This is a genomic window from Erwinia sp. Eh17-17 (assembly GCF_039675725.1).
In the GTDB taxonomy this organism is placed as follows: domain Bacteria; phylum Pseudomonadota; class Gammaproteobacteria; order Enterobacterales; family Enterobacteriaceae; genus Erwinia.
The window spans coordinates 600881-617909 of sequence record NZ_JBDFQT010000002.1 but is presented as its reverse complement, the minus strand read 5'-3'; the positions used below and the strand labels follow the sequence as shown (position 1 = coordinate 617909).

Sequence of the window (17029 nt, the reverse complement as noted above, 5' to 3'; positions counted from 1 at the left end):
AGGGGCCAGGCTTGCCTGGCCCCTGGCGGTTAATGCAGGATCTTCGCGAGGAAGTCTTTTGCACGTTCAGACTGTGGATTATTAAAGAACTCGTCTTTCGGTGAGTCTTCTACAATCTTTCCTTCATCCATAAAGATCACGCGGTTAGCCACTTTACGGGCAAAGCCCATCTCGTGGGTCACCACCATCATGGTCATGCCTTCGTTCGCCAGCTCGACCATAACGTCCAGCACTTCATTGATCATTTCCGGGTCCAGCGCCGATGTCGGTTCGTCGAACAGCATCGCAATGGGATCCATACACAGCGCGCGGGCAATCGCCACACGCTGCTGCTGACCACCTGAGAGCTGCCCGGGGAACTTATTGGCGTGAGCGCTCAGACCAACGCGCTCCAGCAGCTTGAGCCCTTTCTGGCGCGCTTCATCTTTGTTGCGTTTCAGCACTTTTACCTGCGCCAGCGTCAGGTTGTCCACGATCGACAGATGGGGGAACAGCTCAAAATGCTGGAACACCATGCCGACTTTGGAGCGAAGCTGCGCAAGATTAGTTTTCTTGTCGTTGACGGCGGTGCCGTTTACTTCAATCAGCCCTTTCTGAATAGGTTCAAGACCGTTTACCGTTTTAATCAGCGTTGATTTGCCGGAACCAGAAGGACCGCACACCACCACCACTTCACCTTTTTTAACTTCGGTTGAGCAGTCGGTCAGCACCTGAAAGTGACCATACCACTTAGAAACATTTTTCAGGGTAATCATTTACGCAGTCCTTTTTTTCTTTAAATAGCTGACCAACAGTGAGGCGCTAAGGCTGATAACGAAGTAGACCGCACCGGCAAACAGCACCATTTCGATCTCAGTACCGTTATTGACGCCAATGGTATCGGCAGTACGGAAGAAGTCCGCAAGACTCAGGACATACACCAGCGAGGTATCCTGGAACAACACAATGCCCTGGGTGAGCAGCAGCGGCACCATGGCGCGAAACGCCTGGGGCAGGATGATCAGCCTCATTGACTGCCATTGGGTCATTCCCAGCGCCAGTGCGGCACTGCCCTGACCACGGGCGATACTTAAAATCCCCGCGCGAATAATTTCCGAATAGTAGGCGGCTTCAAACAGTGAGAACGCCACCATCGCAGAAATCAGGCGAATATCGGTCTTGGGCGACAGCCCCAGCACCTGTTGCAGGAAGCTCGGTACCACCAGATAAAACCACAGCAGTACCATCACCAGCGGGACGGAACGGAACAGGTTAACGTAGATCTTGGCGAACCAGCTGATGGGCTTAAAGGATGACAGGCGCATCACCGCCAGCAGCGTGCCCCAGATGATGCCGAAAATAACCGCAGTGACGGTAATTTTCAGCGTAACGACCATACCCGCCCATAAGTAGGGGAGGTTGGGGACGATAGTACTCCAGTCAAATTCGTACATTATTTGCCCCCCGGCAGTCGGACTTTGCGCTCAACCAGCCCCATCAGCAGCATAATCACTGCGTTAATCGCGATGTAGGCAAGGGTAATCGCGGTGAAAGATTCATAAGCGTGTGCGGAATAGTCCAGCAGTTTGCCTGCCTGAGCGGCCATATCGACCAGTCCGATAGTGGAGGCGATGGCAGAGTTTTTCACCAGGTTAAGCATTTCCGAGGTCATCGGCGGCACAATGACGCGGTAGGCGTTCGGCAGCAGCACGTAGCGATAGGTTTGCGGCAGCGTCAGCCCCATCGCCAGACCCGCATTTTTCTGACCGCTGGGAAGGGACTGAATAGCAGCGCGCACCTGTTCGCAGACGCGGGCCGCGGTGAACAGGCCAAGACACAGCACCGAGCAGGTAAAGAACTGAATATTCGGATCGATTTCCGACTTAAACCACATGCCGAGGCCTTCCGGCAACAGTTCCGGCACCACCAGATACCAGATAAAGAATTGCACAATCAGCGGCACGTTACGGAATAACTCAACATAACAGGTACCAAGACCCGATAGCAGACGATTAGGCACCGTTCGAAGAATACCGAACAGAGAACCGACTAACAGGGCGATAATCCAGGCGCAAACGGATACGGCGATGGTGACCTGAAAACCGGACCACAGCCAACCGAGATAGGTAGTATTACCGAACGGGGCCTCTTGCAGGAATATTCCCCAGTTCCAATCAATAGACATAAAACACTCCGGTAAAAAAAGGGTAGCGACCGCTACCCTGAAGATTGATGAGAGGCTCTGCTGTGCTCGCCGGGGAACGACCGGCTTACACCTTCGTCAGGCGGCAGGGCTTGAGCTCTGTCTGCCTGGCTGTGTCTGTCCGAGCCTGTGTTCAGCAATCATGGGGCAGCAAACTGCCCCTGTTTTCTCATTATTAATTCATTGCCTTGTCGTTAGGCGCTTTGAACAGGGCTTTCATGTCGTCTGACAGATCGAAGTCCATGGTCATATTTTTTGGTGGGATAGGCTGCTTGAACCATTTGTCGAACCACTTGGTGGCTTCGCCAGAGGTCTGCGCCTGCGCGATAGTGTCATCCATCAGCTTTTTAAACTCGCCATCGCCCTTACGCAGCATACAGCCGTAGGCTTCGTGGGACTGAGGCGTGCCAAGAATTTCCCAGTTAGCCGGTTTTTTGGCTTTCGCACGTTCACCCGCCAGCAGCGCATCGTCCATCATAAAGGCAACGGCACGGCCGCTTTCCAGAGTACGGAAAGAGTCACCGTGATCTTTGGCGCTGATGATACGCATGCCCATTTTCTTCTCGTCATTCAGCTTGTTAAGAAGAATCTCTGAGGTGGTGCCTGAGGTGACCACGACGCTTTTGCCTTTCAGATCGGCGAAATCTTTAATGGCTCCGCCTTTCTTCACCAGCAGGCGTGTGCCCACGACAAAGATACTGTCTGAGAAGCTGGCCTGCTTCTGGCGTTCCAGGTTGTTGGTGGTTGAGCCACACTCAAAATCGTAGGTGCCGTTCTGCAACAGCGGGATACGGTTCTGAGAGGTAATCGGCAGCATTTTCACCTGCAGATCGGGTTTGTTCAGCTTTTTCTTGATAGCGTCAACAATCGCGTTGGAGTAATCCTGAGAGTAACCCACAACTTTCTGCTGGTTGTCGTAATAGGAGAACGGGACGGAGGACTCACGGTGGCCAACGACGATCACGCCGTTTTTAGCAATTTTCTCCAGGGTAGACCCTTGCTGCTGCGCATCGGCTGCTGCCTGAGGTTTAGCGTCTTCAGCGTGAGCGATACCAGAGGCGAATCCTGCCAGTGCAAGGCAAAGCCCCAGTTTCCGTAATTTCATGTTCCAACTCCTTTGCAGTTGTGGCGCGAAATAAAACGACGCCGACGTGAGGTGATGTGTGTATTTCCTGCTATTTATCTGTTTTATACAAAATTAAAGCGGGTGCCATTCCTCAATAACATAGCTGAATGTTAATGGTGTGAAACGAAAAAGTTTCTTTTTTGCGATGTACCCCGCACCAATCAGGTGCGGTTTTTTTTGCAATGCTTCGCAACGGTGCACTTATTGCGCCGTGGCGGTGCGTGAACAATTTCGTAGCGACTTGTTACGGGGCTGACACACGTTTTCACGGAAATATTTTGCAATCATCGTGCCAACGGCGGTTTTCCGACAGAAATGCAGCATAAGCTGTGGGACGTAAGGATAAGGCGCAGGGGCTGATTTTTTCCGGTCAGCCCGGATAAGGCGCAGGGGCTGATTTTTTCCAGTCAGCCCGGATAAGGCGTAGGGGCTGATTTTTTCCAGTCAGTCCGGATAAGGCGTAGGGGCTGACCTTTTTTCCAGTCAGTCCGGATAAGGCGTAGGGGCTGACCTTTTTTCCAGTCAGTCCGGATAAGGCGTAGGGGCTGACCTTTTTTTCCGGTCAGCCCGCAACAGGGGGCGACCCTAATAAAGGCCAGCCCTGGGTATCAGCTGCGGCGGGAACGCCAGGTGAAGACGGCGCCAGCAATGGCAAACAGCAGGGAGATCGTCCAGATGCCCCAGTTGCCAATGCGGGCATAAGGAGTCAGCCCGGTGGTTGGAGTGACTTTTGCAGCCAGCACCTCAGCTTTAAACTGCGGGATAATCTGCGCAATATCGCCGCTGGCGTTGACGACAGCGGTCACACCGTTATTGGTGCTGCGCAGCAGCGGGCGTCCCAGCTCCAGTGCGCGCATACGCGCCATCTGCAGATGCTGCCACGGGCCGATAGAGTGACCAAACCAGGCGTCATTTGAGATGGTCAGCAGGAAATTGGTGTCCGGACGGAAGTTGTCGCGCACCTGCTGGCCAAGCACAATCTCATAGCAGATCGCCGCCGTAAGATTATAGCCAGCCACTTTCAGCTGCGGCTGTATGTAACCCCCGCGGCTGAACGAAGACATCGGCAGGTCGAAGAACGGTGCCAGCGGGCGCAGCAGGGTCTCCAGCGGAACAAATTCGCCAAACGGCACCAGGTGGTTCTTCTGGTAGCGGTTGTCGCTGAAATAGCTGTAAGGCTGCGGACCGCCCAGCACGATAATCGTGTTGTAGTCGTGGTAGCGGTTACGCTCCAGGCGCGAGTCAACAATGCCGGTCACCAGGCTGCTGCCTGCTTCACGCAGCTGCCCATCCACCGCTTTCAGGAACGGCTGCTGACGTGTTTCCAGGTCGGGGATGGCCGACTCCGGCCAGATGATGATTGGCGCTTTACCGACAAACGGGCGGCTGAGTGCGGTATAGGTTTTCAGGGTGTTAAGAAGCTGGTCCGGGTCCCACTTCATCGACTGCTCGATATTGCCCTGCACCAGCGCCACCTCGACGGCTCTTTGCGGTAAGGGCTGGAACCAGGTGATATGACGAAGCGGCCACGGAAGCAGCAGCAGTGCCAGGGCGGCAACGCCGGCGGCCATACGGCGCTGTAGCACGGCATATACCGCCAGCCCGGCGATAATCATCAGCAGGAAGGTAATACCCTCTACCCCCAGAATCGGGGCCAGACCTTTCAGCGGGCCGTTGATTTGGCTGTAACCAAACTGGAGCCACGGGAAACCCGTCAACACCCAGCCGCGCAGGAATTCAGTGAGCTGCCAAAGTACCGGGGCAACCACGGCCAGGCGCAGCAGCGAGGTGCGAGGGCTGAGGCGATTCAGCAGGGCGGCAAACAGCAGGGTATACAACGACAGATACGCTGCCAGCAGGATCACCAGGAAGACATTGACCGGGCCAGGCATACCACCAAATGTGGCGATACTGACATAGACCCAGTTAACGCCGCTGCCGAACAGGCCGAAGCCCCAGGCAAAGCCGATGGCGCTGGCCTGACGGGTAGTGCGGTTCAGCGTCAGTGCCTGCAAACCGAACAGCGAGACTAATGCCGCAGGCCAGAAGTCATAAGGGGAGAAAGAAAGGGTGCCAATGGCACCCGTAATTAGCGCTAATAGCAGGCGAACCCGCTGGCGCTGGCAGAATGAAGCAATTGCCATAAATGAATTACTCTTCCAGAGTCGGTTGCGGCGAATTTTCCGGGATTTTGACATGCACCTGAATAATACGACGGCTGTCTGCCATCGCTACTTTAAACTGGTAACCATCGATCTCTATCGTTTCACCGCGCGCGGGCAGATGACCAAAGCCCTGCATCACCAGACCGCCGATAGTGTCCACTTCTTCGTCGCTGAAGTTGGTGTTGAAGACCTCATTGAAATCCTCAATCGGCGTCAGGGCGCGAATGGTGTAGGTGTGACGGCTGAGCTGACGAATGTCGCGATCTTCTTCTTCGTCAAACTCATCCTCAATTTCACCGACGATCAGTTCAAGGATATCTTCAATGGTAACCAGGCCGGAAACACCACCAAATTCATCAATCACAATCGCCATGTGATAGCGCTGTGAACGGAACTCTTTCAGCATCCGGTCAACACGCTTGCTTTCCGGCACCACCACCGCTGTACGCAGCACCTTTTCCATACTGAACGGCTCAGACTCACTGCTCATAAACGGCAGTAAATCTTTGGCCATCAGGATGCCTTCAACATGGTCCTTGTCTTCGCTGATGACCGGGAAACGCGAATGCGCAGACTCAATAATCACCTCCAGGCACTCATCCAGCGTCTGGTTACGCTTCAGCGTGACCATCTGTGAGCGGGGGATCATAATGTCTCGTACACGCTGTTCGGCGATATCCATAACGCCTTCCAGCATGTCCCTGGTATCCGGGTCGATCAGGTCATTCTGTTCAGAATCCCGGATCAGCTCCAGCAGGTCATCGCGGTTCTTCGGCTCACCGTGGAACAACTGGTTGAGAATCAGCGTAAAAAATCCCTTTTTGCTACTGGGACTGTCATTGTTTTGTGAATGGTCATCGCTCATGGCGTTTTTGAGTTTGTCTCTCTATTAACAGAATCGGCTGCCCCGGAACAGTCAGGGGCAGGCGGGGTGGCTGGCGAACCAGCCGGGTCGTTATTCTTTCTCCGAAATGTACGGATCGGGATAGCCAAGAGCAAGCATTATCTCGGTCTCCAGTGATTCCATCTCTTCGGCTTCGTCATCTTCAATGTGATCATAACCTAACAGATGCAGGCTACCGTGGATCACCATGTGCGCCCAGTGCGCTTCCAGCGCTTTTTCCTGCTCTCTGGCCTCCTGCTCCACCACCTGGCGGCAAATGATGAGATCGCCCAGCAGCGGGAGCTCAATGCCCGGTGGCGCTTCAAATGGAAACGACAGCACGTTAGTCGGTTTATCTTTACCGCGATAGGTGTGATTCAGCTCATGGCTTTCGGCTTCATCGACCACGCGGATCGTTACTTCACTTTCTGGCTGGAACTGCGGCAGCACGGCCTCCAGCCAGCGTTGAAAGTCGGCTTCCGCCGGCAGGCCCTGCTCGCTTTCACAGGCGAGTTGCAGGTCCAGAATGACATTACTCATTTGTTCTCCTGTGAAGCCTGGGCTGCCAGCGCTTCACGTTTACGTTCTTCTGCCTGGACATCACGCCGTTTTTGGTCGGCCGCTTCCCAGGCTTCATAGGCAACGACAATGCGTGCCACCACTGGATGGCGCACCACGTCTTCACTGTGGAAAAAGTTAAAACTCAGTTCATCCACATCGGACAGCACCTCAATGGCATGGCGCAGGCCGGATTTCAGGTTACGCGGCAGGTCAATCTGCGTTACGTCACCGGTGATCACCGCTTTGGAGTTAAAGCCAATACGGGTCAGAAACATCTTCATCTGTTCAATGGTGGTGTTCTGGCTTTCATCCAGAATGATAAAGGCATCGTTCAGCGTACGACCGCGCATATAGGCCAGTGGCGCCACTTCAATCACGTTGCGCTCAATCAGTTTTTCAACACGCTCAAAACCGAGCATCTCGAACAGGGCGTCGTAAAGCGGGCGCAGATAGGGGTCAACCTTCTGGCTGAGATCGCCCGGCAGGAAGCCGAGTTTTTCACCGGCTTCCACCGCCGGGCGGGTCAGCATAATGCGGCGGATCTCCTGGCGCTCCAGCGCATCAACGGCGGCGGCGACTGCCAGATAAGTCTTACCGGTCCCGGCCGGACCAATCCCGAAGGTGACGTCGTGGTCGAGGATGTTGGCAACATACTGTGCCTGGTTCGGCGTGCGCGGTTTGATTACCCCGCGTTTGGTTTTGATGTGAATCGCTTTGCCAAAGTCCGGGACGCTGTCAGCAGTCTGCTCCAGCACGCCGCTCTCTTTAATCGCCAGATGGATCTGTTCCGGGTCGATGTCCGGGATATGGCCGCGCACAGGGGCGGTGTCCACATAGAGATGGCGCAGAATATCAACGGCGGCGTGAACGCTTAATGCGCGGCCTGCCAGTTTAAATACGTTTTCACGGCGGTTAATTTCAATGCCCAGTCGGCGCTCTAACTGCTTGATATTGTCATCAAACGGGCCACAAAGGCTCAGCAGCCGGGTGTTATCAATAGGTTCCAGGGTTACTTCACGTGTTTCAATATTCAAACTAATCCTTTGGGTCACACAGGGCCAGGTTGAGAAATGGATGACAGTCTGGCTAACGCGCCAGCGCCTTAAGAGAATTATTTATGGCGCAACGCAAAGCTGCAAGCGTCTGGTTGGATATTTGGGCGCATCTTTCAGAAAGCAAGTATAACGCAATGAAATCATGCGGCGAATCTGGAAAGCTCGCCGCAATCAATGAGGTCAGGGCTGGAAGGTTCCAACGCCCAGTTCGTTCTCTTTACGCGTGCGCGCAATCACCGAGGCGGGGGTTTCGACGCTGCGCAGATCCATCTGATCTTCACCACGGACAAAAATACCGCGCAGTGAGTTGGCATACACATCAACGATTTCCACATCGACGAACTTGCCAATGTGTTCCGGCGTGCCTTCAAAGTTGACCACACGGTTACAGGCGGTACGACCTGACAGCTCCATCACGTTTTTACGCGAGGTGCCCTCCACCAGGATGCGCTGTACGCTGCCTGACATTCGACGGCTCCAGGCCATCGCCTGCTGGTTGATGCGGTCCTGCAGGATGTACAACCGCTGTTTTTTCTCGTCTTCTGAGACATCGTCCGGCAGATCCGCAGCGGGTGTACCGGGGCGGGCAGAATAGATAAAGCTGTAGCTGGTATCGAAATTGATGTCGCCAATCAGCTTCATGGTCTGCTCAAAATCAGCCTGAGTTTCGCCAGGAAAACCGATGATAAAATCAGAGCTGATGTGAATATCCGGTCGTGCGGCAACCAGCTTACGGATAATGGCTTTGTATTCCAGCGCGGTATGTGCGCGTTTCATCAGCGTCAGAATACGATCTGAACCGCTCTGTACCGGCAGGTGAAGGAAGCTGACCAACTCTGGCGTATCGCGGTAAACTTCAATGATATCGTCGGTAAACTCGATCGGGTGGCTGGTGGTGAAGCGAATGCGGTCAATGCCGTCAATCGCCGCAACCAGACGCAACAGCTCGGCGAAGGAGCAGATGCCGCCGTCGTAGGTCGCTCCGCGATAAGCATTAACATTCTGCCCCAGCAGATTCACTTCGCGCACGCCCTGTGCGGCCAGTTGGGCAATTTCGAACAGAATATCATCCGAAGGACGACTGACCTCTTCACCACGGGTATAGGGGACCACGCAGAAGGTACAGTATTTGTTGCAGCCTTCCATGATCGAAACAAACGCAGTCGGGCCCTCGGCGCGGGGTTCGGGCATGCGGTCGAATTTTTCAATTTCAGGGAAACTGACATCAACGACGGGACTCCTGGTACCGCGCACGGTGTTGATCATCTCGGGCAGGCGGTGCAGAGTTTGTGGACCAAACACGATATCCACGCAGCTGGCACGCTGGCGGAGCTGATCGCCTTCCTGTGAAGCCACACAGCCCCCCACGCCGATAATCACATCGGGATTGGATTCCTTCAGTTTTCTCCAGCGGCCGAGCAGAGCGAAAACTTTTTCCTGGGCCTTTTCACGAATCGAACAGGTGTTGAGCAGCAGTACGTCAGCCTCTTCTGCCTCTTCGGTCAGGGTATATCCGTGGGTGCTGTTTAACAGGTCTGCCATTTTAGATGAGTCATACTCATTCATCTGACAGCCCCAGGTTTTAATATGCAGTTTTTTTGTCATCGACTTGCCATTTGTCATGCAGAAAGGAGTGCGGGGCGCGTAGGGTAGTGCTTCGCTTCCAGTGAAACCGGTGACCCGGCGATCTGTTAGTCGCAGAAAAATCCGGTACACTTAACAACGATCAGGATAACAGAATTCTGCCGGTGAGGTGTAGTTGCACAGCACGCGCGGTATGGCCGGAGAAGGAAAAAAGATGACGGAAATAAAGCAGAAAGTAGACGTGGCGATTGTGGGCGGCGGCATGGTGGGGGCCGCGCTGGCCAGCGGGCTGGCGCAACACGGTTTTCAGGTTGCGGTACTGGAACAGGAGGCCCCGACGGAATTTGACCCCGCCAGCAACCCTGATGTGCGTATCTCGGCAATAGGTGCCGCCTCGGTTGCGTTACTGAAGCAGCTTGAGGTCTGGCCTGCGGTCATTGGCATGCGCGCGGTGCCTTATCGCAAGCTGGAAACCTGGGAGTGGCAAACGGCCCAGGTAGGATTCGATGCGCAATCGCTCGGTTTGCCTGAGCTGGGCTATATGGTTGAGAACAGCGTGCTCCAGCGCGCTTTGTGGCAGCGTCTGCAACAGCAGGACATCAGTCTGCTGTGTCCGGCGCGCCTGCGCGATCTGCAGCCGGTGAATGAGGGCTGGCAGATCACGCTGGAGAGCGGTGAGTCACTGACCGCACGGCTGGTGGTCGGGGCTGACGGTGCTAATTCACAGGTGAGACAGCTGGCAGGTATTGGCATCCACGGCTGGAACTACGCGCAGTCCTGTATGCTGATCAGCGTGCGCTGTGAACATGATGCTGGCGACACCACCTGGCAGCAGTTCACGCCAGAAGGGCCGCGTGCTTTCCTGCCGCTGTTTGATAACTGGGCCTCGCTGGTGTGGTATGACAGCCCGATGCGTATTCGTCAGCTGCAGGCGATGACGATGCCGCAGCTGCAAAAAGAGATTCAGGCGCATTTCCCGACGCGTCTGGGCCGGGTGACGCCGGTCGCGGCGGGGTCGTTCCCGCTGGTGCGTCGCCACGCCACACGCTATGTGTTGCCGGGGCTGGCGCTGGTTGGAGATGCCGCGCACACCATTAACCCGCTGGCCGGGCAGGGTGTTAATCTCGGCTACCGTGATGTTGATGCGTTAATCAGCGTACTGAGTGAGTCCCGCCTGCGCGCTGAGAACTGGGCATCTGCGCCGGTGTTACAGCGTTATCAGCGTAAACGCCATAGGGATAATCTCTTGATGCAGAGTGGCATGGACCTGTTCTATTTCGCGTTCAGCAATCAGTCGGCACCGCTGAAGGTGGTGCGTAATCTCGGACTGATTGTGGCGCAGCGCTCAGGTGTGCTTAAGCGCCGGGCGTTAAAGTATGCGCTAGGGTTGTAGCCGCGGAGGGATGGCGGGCTGACCGGAACAGAGGGCAGCCCCTACAGTTAAGAACTATGTCAGGCCACTTCGTCGGGGTCGATCATTTTTACCGATTGGCGCTTTTGTTCAGACGTAAAAAAGCCCGCTTGCGCAGGCTTTTTTACTTTATGGCTGGGGTGCAGGGATTCGAACCCCGGAATGCTGGTATCAGAAACCAGTGCCTTACCGCTTGGCGACACCCCAATTTTTTATGCGACTGGCGAGCCAGGCGACTTCTACTTTGCGACTTGTTACTACCAGCCGTCTTTATATGGCTGGGGTGCAGGGATTCGAACCCCGGAATGCTGGTATCAGAAACCAGAGCCTTACCACTTGGCGACACCCCAATAAAATTGGTGGCTACTACGGGAATCGAACCTGTGACCCCAGCATTATGAGTGCTGTGCTCTAACCAGCTGAGCTAAGTAGCCTAATTCTACTGCTTTACTATACTAACACACTTCTTAAAAAATGGCTGGGGTACCTGGATTCGAACCAGGGAATGCCGGTATCAAAAACCGGTGCCTTACCGCTTGGCGATACCCCATCCGTGCAAACCGCTTATGGAAATGGTGCGGGAGGCGAGACTTGAACTCGCACACCTTGCGGCGCCAGAACCTAAATCTGGTGCGTCTACCAATTTCGCCACTCCCGCGCAAAAAAGATGGTGGCTACTACGGGAATCGAACCTGTGACCCCAGCATTATGAGTGCTGTGCTCTAACCAGCTGAGCTAAGTAGCCTTCTTTTTTCGCGTAACCTTCTGCGGCGTTGCGGGGCGCATTATGCGGAGTTGGCCCAAAAGCGTCAACAAGTTTTTTCCCGTTTTTTGTCACAATCGTGTTGTTTGACTGCCTTGTGACCAGGATGACGATAAAATCAACGAATTCTGATGTTAACAGACGCAGCGGCTAAATAAAAACGGGCCACAGAGGCCCGTTTAGCATGCTTTATCTGTTCGCGTTAGTATGCGGACTGATGCACACCCACGGCACGACCTGAAGGATCGTCCATGTTTTTGAAGGCTTCATCCCATTCTATGGCTTTAGCGGACGAACAGGCCACTGACGGGCCGCCAGGTACGCATTCCGCCGCGCTAGGCACCGGGAACAACTCCTCAAAGATTTCGCGGTACAGATACGCTTCTTTTGAGGTTGGCGTGTTGTAGGCGAAACGGAAATGCGCGGTTTGCAACTGCTGGTCACTGACCTGCTCTGCGGCCACTTCTTTCAGCGTGTCGATCCAGCTGTAGCCTACCCCATCAGAAAACTGCTCTTTCTGGCGCCATGCCACGCTGGCTGGCAGGTAAGATTCAAAGCACTCGCGCAGGATATGCTTCTCCATTTTACCGTTGCTGCCGCACATTTTGTCCTGTGGGTTGATGCGCATCGCCACATCCAGGAATTTCTTGTCCAGGAAAGGTACGCGGGCTTCAACGCCCCAGGCTGACATCGCCTTGTTGGCGCGTGCGCAGTCGAACATATGCAGAGCATGCAGCTTACGCACGTTCTCTTCGTGGAATTCACGGGCGTTCGGTGCTTTGTGGAAGTACAGGTAGCCGCCAAAGACCTCGTCAGCGCCTTCACCAGACAGCACCATCTTAATGCCCATCGCCTTAATTTTACGTGACATCAGATACATCGGCGTGGAAGCGCGGATGGTCGTCACATCATAGGTTTCGATGTGGTAAATCACATCGCGAATCGCATCCAGACCTTCCTGCACGGTGAAGTGAATTTCATGGTGAACGGTGCCCAGATGTTCTGCCACGGCTTTCGCTGCTTTCAGGTCCGGTGAACCTTCGAGGCCAACGGCAAAGGAGTGCAGCTGTGGCCACCAGGCTTCACTTTTATCCTGGTCTTCGATGCGCTTCGCGGCAAAACGTTTGGTCACGGCAGAGATAATAGAGGAGTCGAGACCGCCGGACAGCAGCACGCCATAAGGCACGTCTGACATCAGGTGGCTTTTTACTGACTCTTCCAGCGCGTTTTTCAGCGCAGTGGCGTCGGTCACATTGTTTTCAACGGCGGCATAGTCAAACCAGTCGCGCTGCCAGTAGCGGCGGATCTCACCGTCGGTGCTGGACAGGTAGCTTCCCGGCGGGAATTCTTTAATGCTGCGGCATACCGGCACCAGCGCTTTCATTTCAGAAGCAACATACAGGTTACCGTGCTCATCGTTGCCCATATACAGCGGGATAATCCCGATATGGTCACGGCCGATCAGCCAGGTGTTTTTCACGCTGTCATACAGGATGAAGGCGAACATGCCCTGCAGGTCGTCGAGGAAGTCGAGGCCTTTTTCCTGGTACAGCGCGAGGATCACTTCACAGTCAGACTCGGTCTGGAACTCGTAGCGATCGCTCAGCTCTGCACGCAGCGCCTGATGGTTATAAATCTCACCGTTTACCGCAAGAACGTGGGTATGTGCTGCGTTGTACAGCGGCTGTGCGCCGTTGTTCACGTCAACGATCGACAAACGCTCATGGACGAGGATGGCGTTGTCGTCTGCATACACACCTGACCAGTCCGGGCCACGGTGACGCATCAGACGTGAAAGCTCCAGCGCTTTCTTACGCAGTTCAGCAGGATCGCTTTTCAGATCGAGTACACCAAAAATAGAACACATATACAGCTCCCTAACGACTTACCTTGCGGTGATGATATTGGTTTAAAGCGACAGTTATCGCGTCATGTATAAGAAAATGCGCTAACCAGACAGGTGATGCAAGTATTTTAGTGATTAGGTGAAAAATAGGCTGTTGACCTGAGTGAATTCTTAGTGGATGTTCATTTTTTTTGGGTTTTTATTGATGGATCGACAATAAATTGCCAGTGGTGGGTGAAAAACGTACGCAAAAGAAGGTGGGCTGCCCGGCAAAGCGGACAGGGGGACGAAAGGGGATTAAATAATGTCGATATCCGCAACAGAAGGGTAAATCCATGTAGGGCGGAACGGCATGGCGTCTACGTCACTGAGCGTGGAGACGCCTGACAGGACCAGGATGGTTTCCAGCCCGGCCTGGAAGCCGGCAAGAATATCGGTACGCAGGTTATCGCCGACGATCACCGTTTCCTCTGAGTGTGCCTGCATTTTATTTAACGCGGCCCGCATAATCCACGGGCTGGGCTTGCCAACGTAAAACGGCTGGCGGCCGGAGATCTTTTCGATACCGGCACATAATGCGCCACAGGCAGGGGAGAAGCCGTGGCCGTGGCTGTCCGGGTTGGTCGCGATAAAACGCGCTCCGTTTGCCACGAACCAGGCGGCCTTATGCATCATGTCCCAGTTAAATGACCGGGTTTCCCCGACGATAACAAAATCAGGATTAATATCGGTGATGGTAAACCCGGCTTTATACAGCTCGTGGATCAGCGCCCCTTCACCCACCACATAGGCTTTTTTCCCCTCCTGGCGTTTCAGAAAATCAGCCGTCGCCATCGCGGAGGTATAGAAAACGCTGTCCGGCAGCTCTATCCCGGCGGAAGCAAAGCGGTTTGACAGATCCATCGCAGTTTGTGATGGATAGTTGGTCAGGACTACCAGCGGCATCCCGTTACCGACAATGCGTTGTAAAAACTCACGCGCGCCGGGAACGGCAGTATTGTCATGCATCAGTACGCCATCGATATCGCAAATGACATTTTTTATATTCATGCGGTCAGAGCCCATCAAGTCAGTTAACATTCCAGCAGACGCTGAAGCAGGATGCCGTTAAGCATCGCCCGTTTTGCCAGGGCGAAAGCGCCTATGGCAGAGCGGTGGTCGATCTCGGATCTCACCACCGGCAGATTTTTACGGAATTCTTTCAGCGCCTGAGTGTTGATACAGCCCTCAATGGCGGGAAGCAATATTTTATCTGCCTCGATAATTTCACCCGCGATGACGATTTTTTGCGGGTTGAAGAGGTTAATCGCAATGGCGATGGCTTTCCCCAGATGGCGGCCGACGTATTCGATCACTTCACCTGCCAGCGCATCGCCACGGTTGGCGGCACGGCAAATTTGATGGATCTGGCAGTCGTCTGTGGACAGCGAGCTCGGATAACCCTGGGTGAGCAGATGGCGCACACGGTTTTCAATGGCGCTGTTGGCAGCAATGGTCTCCAGACAGCCAAAATTGCCGCAGTGACAGCGCTCACCTAACGGATCTACCTGAATGTGTCCCAGCTCGCCGACATTCCCGTTGCTGCCGAGGAAAATATGGCCGTTGGCAATAATCCCGGCCCCCGTGCCGCGATGCACCCGCACCAGAATGGAGTCAGCGCAATCGCGCGATGCCCCAAAATAGTGCTCTGCCAGGGCCAGGCTGCGAATGTCATGGCCGACGAAACTGGTGACATTGAACCGTTTTTCCAGGCTGGCAACCAGCGGCCAGTGGCTCACATTGATATGCGGCATGTAGCGGATAATCCCGTTATTGGGATCGACCAGGCCGGGGAGGATCACCGAAATGGCAATCAGCTCGCGCAGCTTGCGCTGATGCAGCTCGGTAAAGTCGGCAATTGCCTTGAAGAGGGCATTTTCCAGCGTTTCCTGGGTGCGTTCTGGCAGGGAATAATGCTCTTCCGCCAGCGATTTTCCGCTGAGGTCAAAAAGCGTGACGGTCGCGTCGTGGCGACCAAGCCGAACGCCAATGGTATTAAAACCGCGGGTTTCCGTGATGATGGAAATTGCCCGGCGGCCTCCGGTTGAGGCCTGCTGGTCAACTTCTTTAATCAGACCCCGCTCAATGAGCTGACGCGTGATTTTCGTGACACTGGCGGGCGCAAGTTGACTGTGCTCGGCAATCTGGATTCGAGAGATGGGACCCTGCTGATCGATTAGCCGGTAAACGGCTGCACTATTAAGTTGTTTAACAAGATCAACATTTCCAATTTGTGCCTGGCCGCCAGTGGTCATTAAATATCTACTCGCTAAAGACCTCGTTACCATTAACGATGGTCCGGGTGATTTTGTAGTCGCGGGTGAACACGGTCAAATTGGCCACTTTGCCGGCTTCAATTGACCCTAAATAGGTGTCTACCCCCATTGCGCGGGCTGGGTACAGCGTTGCCATCCTGAGAGCTTCATCAAGGGAAATGCCGACATGTTCGACGCTGTTTGCCACAGCTTCAATCATAGTGAGGGCAGAACCACTCAAAGTACCGTTTTCGTCAACACACAGTCCGTTGCGATAGTATATTGTTTTGCCAGCAAAAATGAACTGATCAATAGAAGCGCCCGCCGGTGCTGTTGCATCGGTGACCAGGATCAGCTTATCGCCTTTAATCCGTTTAGCATTGCGAATGTTTGCGTAATGAACGTGCAGACCATCGGCAATAACACCGCACGAGACATCAGAAGAATCAAACAGCGCGCCGATTAACCCCGGTTCACGCCCGCTGGTGGCTGGCATGGCATTATATAAATGGGTGGCGAACGAGACGCCAGCATCAATGCCGGCCAGCGCTTCATCATAGGTGCCGTGCGAGTGGCCCGCAGAGATAACGATCCCGGCCTCACGCAGCTGGCGAATCACTGCCGCATCCACTTTTTCCGGAGCCAGGGTGATTTTGCTGATCACATCTGCATTCTCACACAGGAAGTCAACCAGCGCCGGATCTGGCAAGCGGATCAGTTCAGGATTATGGGTGCCTTTTTTCAGCGGATTAAGCCACGGACCTTCAAGGTGCAGGCCAAGCGCCTGATTGCTGTTCTGCGCCAGCCAGGCGCGCATCACTTCGACCGCGCGCTTCATCAGCTCATCGCTGCTGGTAATCAGTGTCGGCAAAAAGCTGGTGCAGCCCGATTTCTCGTTAGCTTTTTGCATAATCTGCAGCGTTTCGACACTGATGGCTGAAATATCATCGTTAAACTGTACGCCACCACAGCCATTAAGCTGTAGATCGATAAAGCCAGGGGCAATAATCGCACCGCCGACCTGTCGAGTTTCAATGCCTGCGGGCAGATCCTCCAGCGGGCAGATACGCTCAATCAGGCCATTTGCGATCACAACCGCGTGCCGATCGAGAATTTTATGGCCTGTATAAATACGGCCCTGGGTTAATGCGTACATAGA

The 17029-nt window shown here is 54.3% G+C and carries 14 protein-coding genes and 6 tRNA genes; 1 reads left to right on the top strand and 19 read right to left on the bottom strand.

The annotated features are described in order from the left end of the window. Positions 1–29 precede the first annotated feature (29 nt). The 9 genes from ABEH87_RS08280 to miaB form a co-directional block, all read right to left on the bottom strand. Complete coding sequence (locus ABEH87_RS08280) at positions 30–755, bottom strand: amino acid ABC transporter ATP-binding protein (protein WP_346575582.1); 726 nt, start codon at positions 753–755, stop codon at positions 30–32. Next, on the bottom strand, positions 756–1433 hold the full coding sequence (gene gltK, locus ABEH87_RS08275) for a glutamate/aspartate ABC transporter permease GltK (protein WP_346575580.1): 678 nt from the start codon (positions 1431–1433) through the stop codon (positions 756–758). Then, positions 1433–2164 carry an amino acid ABC transporter permease gene (locus ABEH87_RS08270; protein ID WP_133845584.1) on the bottom strand — a complete coding sequence of 244 codons (732 nt, stop codon included), beginning with the start codon at positions 2162–2164 and terminating at the stop codon, positions 1433–1435. The genes gltK and ABEH87_RS08270 overlap by 1 nt, the downstream gene beginning before the upstream one ends. 193 nt (positions 2165–2357) lie before the next feature. Continuing rightward, positions 2358–3287: an amino acid ABC transporter substrate-binding protein gene (locus tag ABEH87_RS08265; protein WP_346575578.1), complete on the bottom strand. Its 930-nt coding sequence runs from the start codon at positions 3285–3287 to the stop codon at positions 2358–2360. A 629-nt stretch (positions 3288–3916) separates the two neighbouring features. Further along, complete coding sequence (gene lnt / locus ABEH87_RS08260) at positions 3917–5452, bottom strand: apolipoprotein N-acyltransferase (protein ID WP_346575576.1); 1536 nt, start codon at positions 5450–5452, stop codon at positions 3917–3919. A gap of 7 nt (positions 5453–5459) precedes the next feature. Beyond that, positions 5460–6338, bottom strand: coding sequence for a CNNM family magnesium/cobalt transport protein CorC (gene corC, locus ABEH87_RS08255; protein WP_346575574.1), 879 nt, complete (start codon positions 6336–6338; stop codon positions 5460–5462). A 90-nt stretch (positions 6339–6428) separates the two neighbouring features. Continuing rightward, positions 6429–6896, bottom strand: a complete 468-nt coding sequence (ybeY, locus tag ABEH87_RS08250) for an rRNA maturation RNase YbeY (protein ID WP_346575572.1) — start codon at positions 6894–6896, stop codon at positions 6429–6431. Continuing rightward, entirely contained in the window at positions 6893–7951 is a 1059-nt protein-coding gene (locus tag ABEH87_RS08245; RefSeq protein ID WP_346575571.1) for a PhoH family protein, read from the bottom strand. The genes ybeY and ABEH87_RS08245 overlap by 4 nt, the downstream gene beginning before the upstream one ends. Positions 7952–8152: 201 nt before the next feature. Then, positions 8153–9577, bottom strand: a complete 1425-nt coding sequence (gene miaB / locus ABEH87_RS08240; RefSeq protein ID WP_346575570.1) for a tRNA (N6-isopentenyl adenosine(37)-C2)-methylthiotransferase MiaB — start codon at positions 9575–9577, stop codon at positions 8153–8155. Positions 9578–9770: 193 nt separating this feature from the next. Here miaB and ubiF point away from each other — a divergent pair, with 193 nt between their 5' ends. Further along, positions 9771–10949 carry a 3-demethoxyubiquinol 3-hydroxylase gene (gene ubiF / locus ABEH87_RS08235; RefSeq protein ID WP_346575568.1) on the top strand — a complete coding sequence of 393 codons (1179 nt, stop codon included), beginning with the start codon at positions 9771–9773 and terminating at the stop codon, positions 10947–10949. A 150-nt stretch (positions 10950–11099) separates the two neighbouring features. Here ubiF and ABEH87_RS08230 read toward each other — a convergent pair. The 10 genes from ABEH87_RS08230 to nagA form a co-directional block, all read right to left on the bottom strand. Further along, positions 11100–11174: transfer RNA gene (locus ABEH87_RS08230), tRNA-Gln, on the bottom strand. 68 nt (positions 11175–11242) lie between these two features. Beyond that, a tRNA-Gln gene (locus tag ABEH87_RS08225) sits at positions 11243–11317 on the bottom strand. Positions 11318–11324: 7 nt separating this feature from the next. After that, positions 11325–11401: transfer RNA gene (locus tag ABEH87_RS08220), tRNA-Met, on the bottom strand. Between the two features lie 41 nt (positions 11402–11442). Next, positions 11443–11517, bottom strand: a tRNA-Gln gene (locus tag ABEH87_RS08215). A gap of 23 nt (positions 11518–11540) precedes the next feature. Then, positions 11541–11625, bottom strand: a tRNA-Leu gene (locus tag ABEH87_RS08210). 10 nt (positions 11626–11635) lie between these two features. Then, positions 11636–11712, bottom strand: a tRNA-Met gene (locus ABEH87_RS08205). A 220-nt stretch (positions 11713–11932) separates the two neighbouring features. Beyond that, on the bottom strand, positions 11933–13597 hold the full coding sequence (gene asnB / locus ABEH87_RS08200; RefSeq protein WP_346575567.1) for an asparagine synthase B: 1665 nt from the start codon (positions 13595–13597) through the stop codon (positions 11933–11935). Between the two features lie 276 nt (positions 13598–13873). Beyond that, positions 13874–14626: an HAD-IIA family hydrolase gene (locus tag ABEH87_RS08195; protein ID WP_346575566.1), complete on the bottom strand. Its 753-nt coding sequence runs from the start codon at positions 14624–14626 to the stop codon at positions 13874–13876. A 23-nt stretch (positions 14627–14649) separates the two neighbouring features. Further along, positions 14650–15870, bottom strand: a complete 1221-nt coding sequence (locus ABEH87_RS08190) for an N-acetylglucosamine repressor (RefSeq protein WP_346575564.1) — start codon at positions 15868–15870, stop codon at positions 14650–14652. 7 nt (positions 15871–15877) lie between these two features. After that, positions 15878–17026, bottom strand: coding sequence for an N-acetylglucosamine-6-phosphate deacetylase (gene nagA, locus ABEH87_RS08185; protein ID WP_346575562.1), 1149 nt, complete (start codon positions 17024–17026; stop codon positions 15878–15880). Positions 17027–17029 lie beyond the last annotated feature (3 nt).

What these genes read in the sequence shown, in the direction of transcription:
- ABEH87_RS08280 (WP_346575582.1), bottom strand. Translation starts at nt 755, where the DNA reads ATGATTACCCTGAAAAATGTTTCTAAGTGGTATGGTCACTTTCAGGTG.
- gltK (WP_346575580.1), bottom strand. Translation starts at nt 1,433, where the DNA reads ATGTACGAATTTGACTGGAGTACTATCGTCCCCAACCTCCCCTACTTA.
- ABEH87_RS08270 (WP_133845584.1), bottom strand. Translation starts at nt 2,164, where the DNA reads ATGTCTATTGATTGGAACTGGGGAATATTCCTGCAAGAGGCCCCGTTC.
- ABEH87_RS08265 (WP_346575578.1), bottom strand. Translation starts at nt 3,287, where the DNA reads ATGAAATTACGGAAACTGGGGCTTTGCCTTGCACTGGCAGGATTCGCC.
- lnt (WP_346575576.1), bottom strand. Translation starts at nt 5,452, where the DNA reads ATGGCAATTGCTTCATTCTGCCAGCGCCAGCGGGTTCGCCTGCTATTA.
- corC (WP_346575574.1), bottom strand. Translation starts at nt 6,338, where the DNA reads ATGAGCGATGACCATTCACAAAACAATGACAGTCCCAGTAGCAAAAAG.
- ybeY (WP_346575572.1), bottom strand. Translation starts at nt 6,896, where the DNA reads ATGAGTAATGTCATTCTGGACCTGCAACTCGCCTGTGAAAGCGAGCAG.
- miaB (WP_346575570.1), bottom strand. Translation starts at nt 9,577, where the DNA reads ATGACAAAAAAACTGCATATTAAAACCTGGGGCTGTCAGATGAATGAG.
- ubiF (WP_346575568.1), top strand. Translation starts at nt 9,771, where the DNA reads ATGACGGAAATAAAGCAGAAAGTAGACGTGGCGATTGTGGGCGGCGGC.
- asnB (WP_346575567.1), bottom strand. Translation starts at nt 13,597, where the DNA reads ATGTGTTCTATTTTTGGTGTACTCGATCTGAAAAGCGATCCTGCTGAA.
- ABEH87_RS08195 (WP_346575566.1), bottom strand. Translation starts at nt 14,626, where the DNA reads ATGAATATAAAAAATGTCATTTGCGATATCGATGGCGTACTGATGCAT.
- ABEH87_RS08190 (WP_346575564.1), bottom strand. Translation starts at nt 15,870, where the DNA reads ATGACCACTGGCGGCCAGGCACAAATTGGAAATGTTGATCTTGTTAAA.
- nagA (WP_346575562.1), bottom strand. Translation starts at nt 17,026, where the DNA reads ATGTACGCATTAACCCAGGGCCGTATTTATACAGGCCATAAAATTCTC.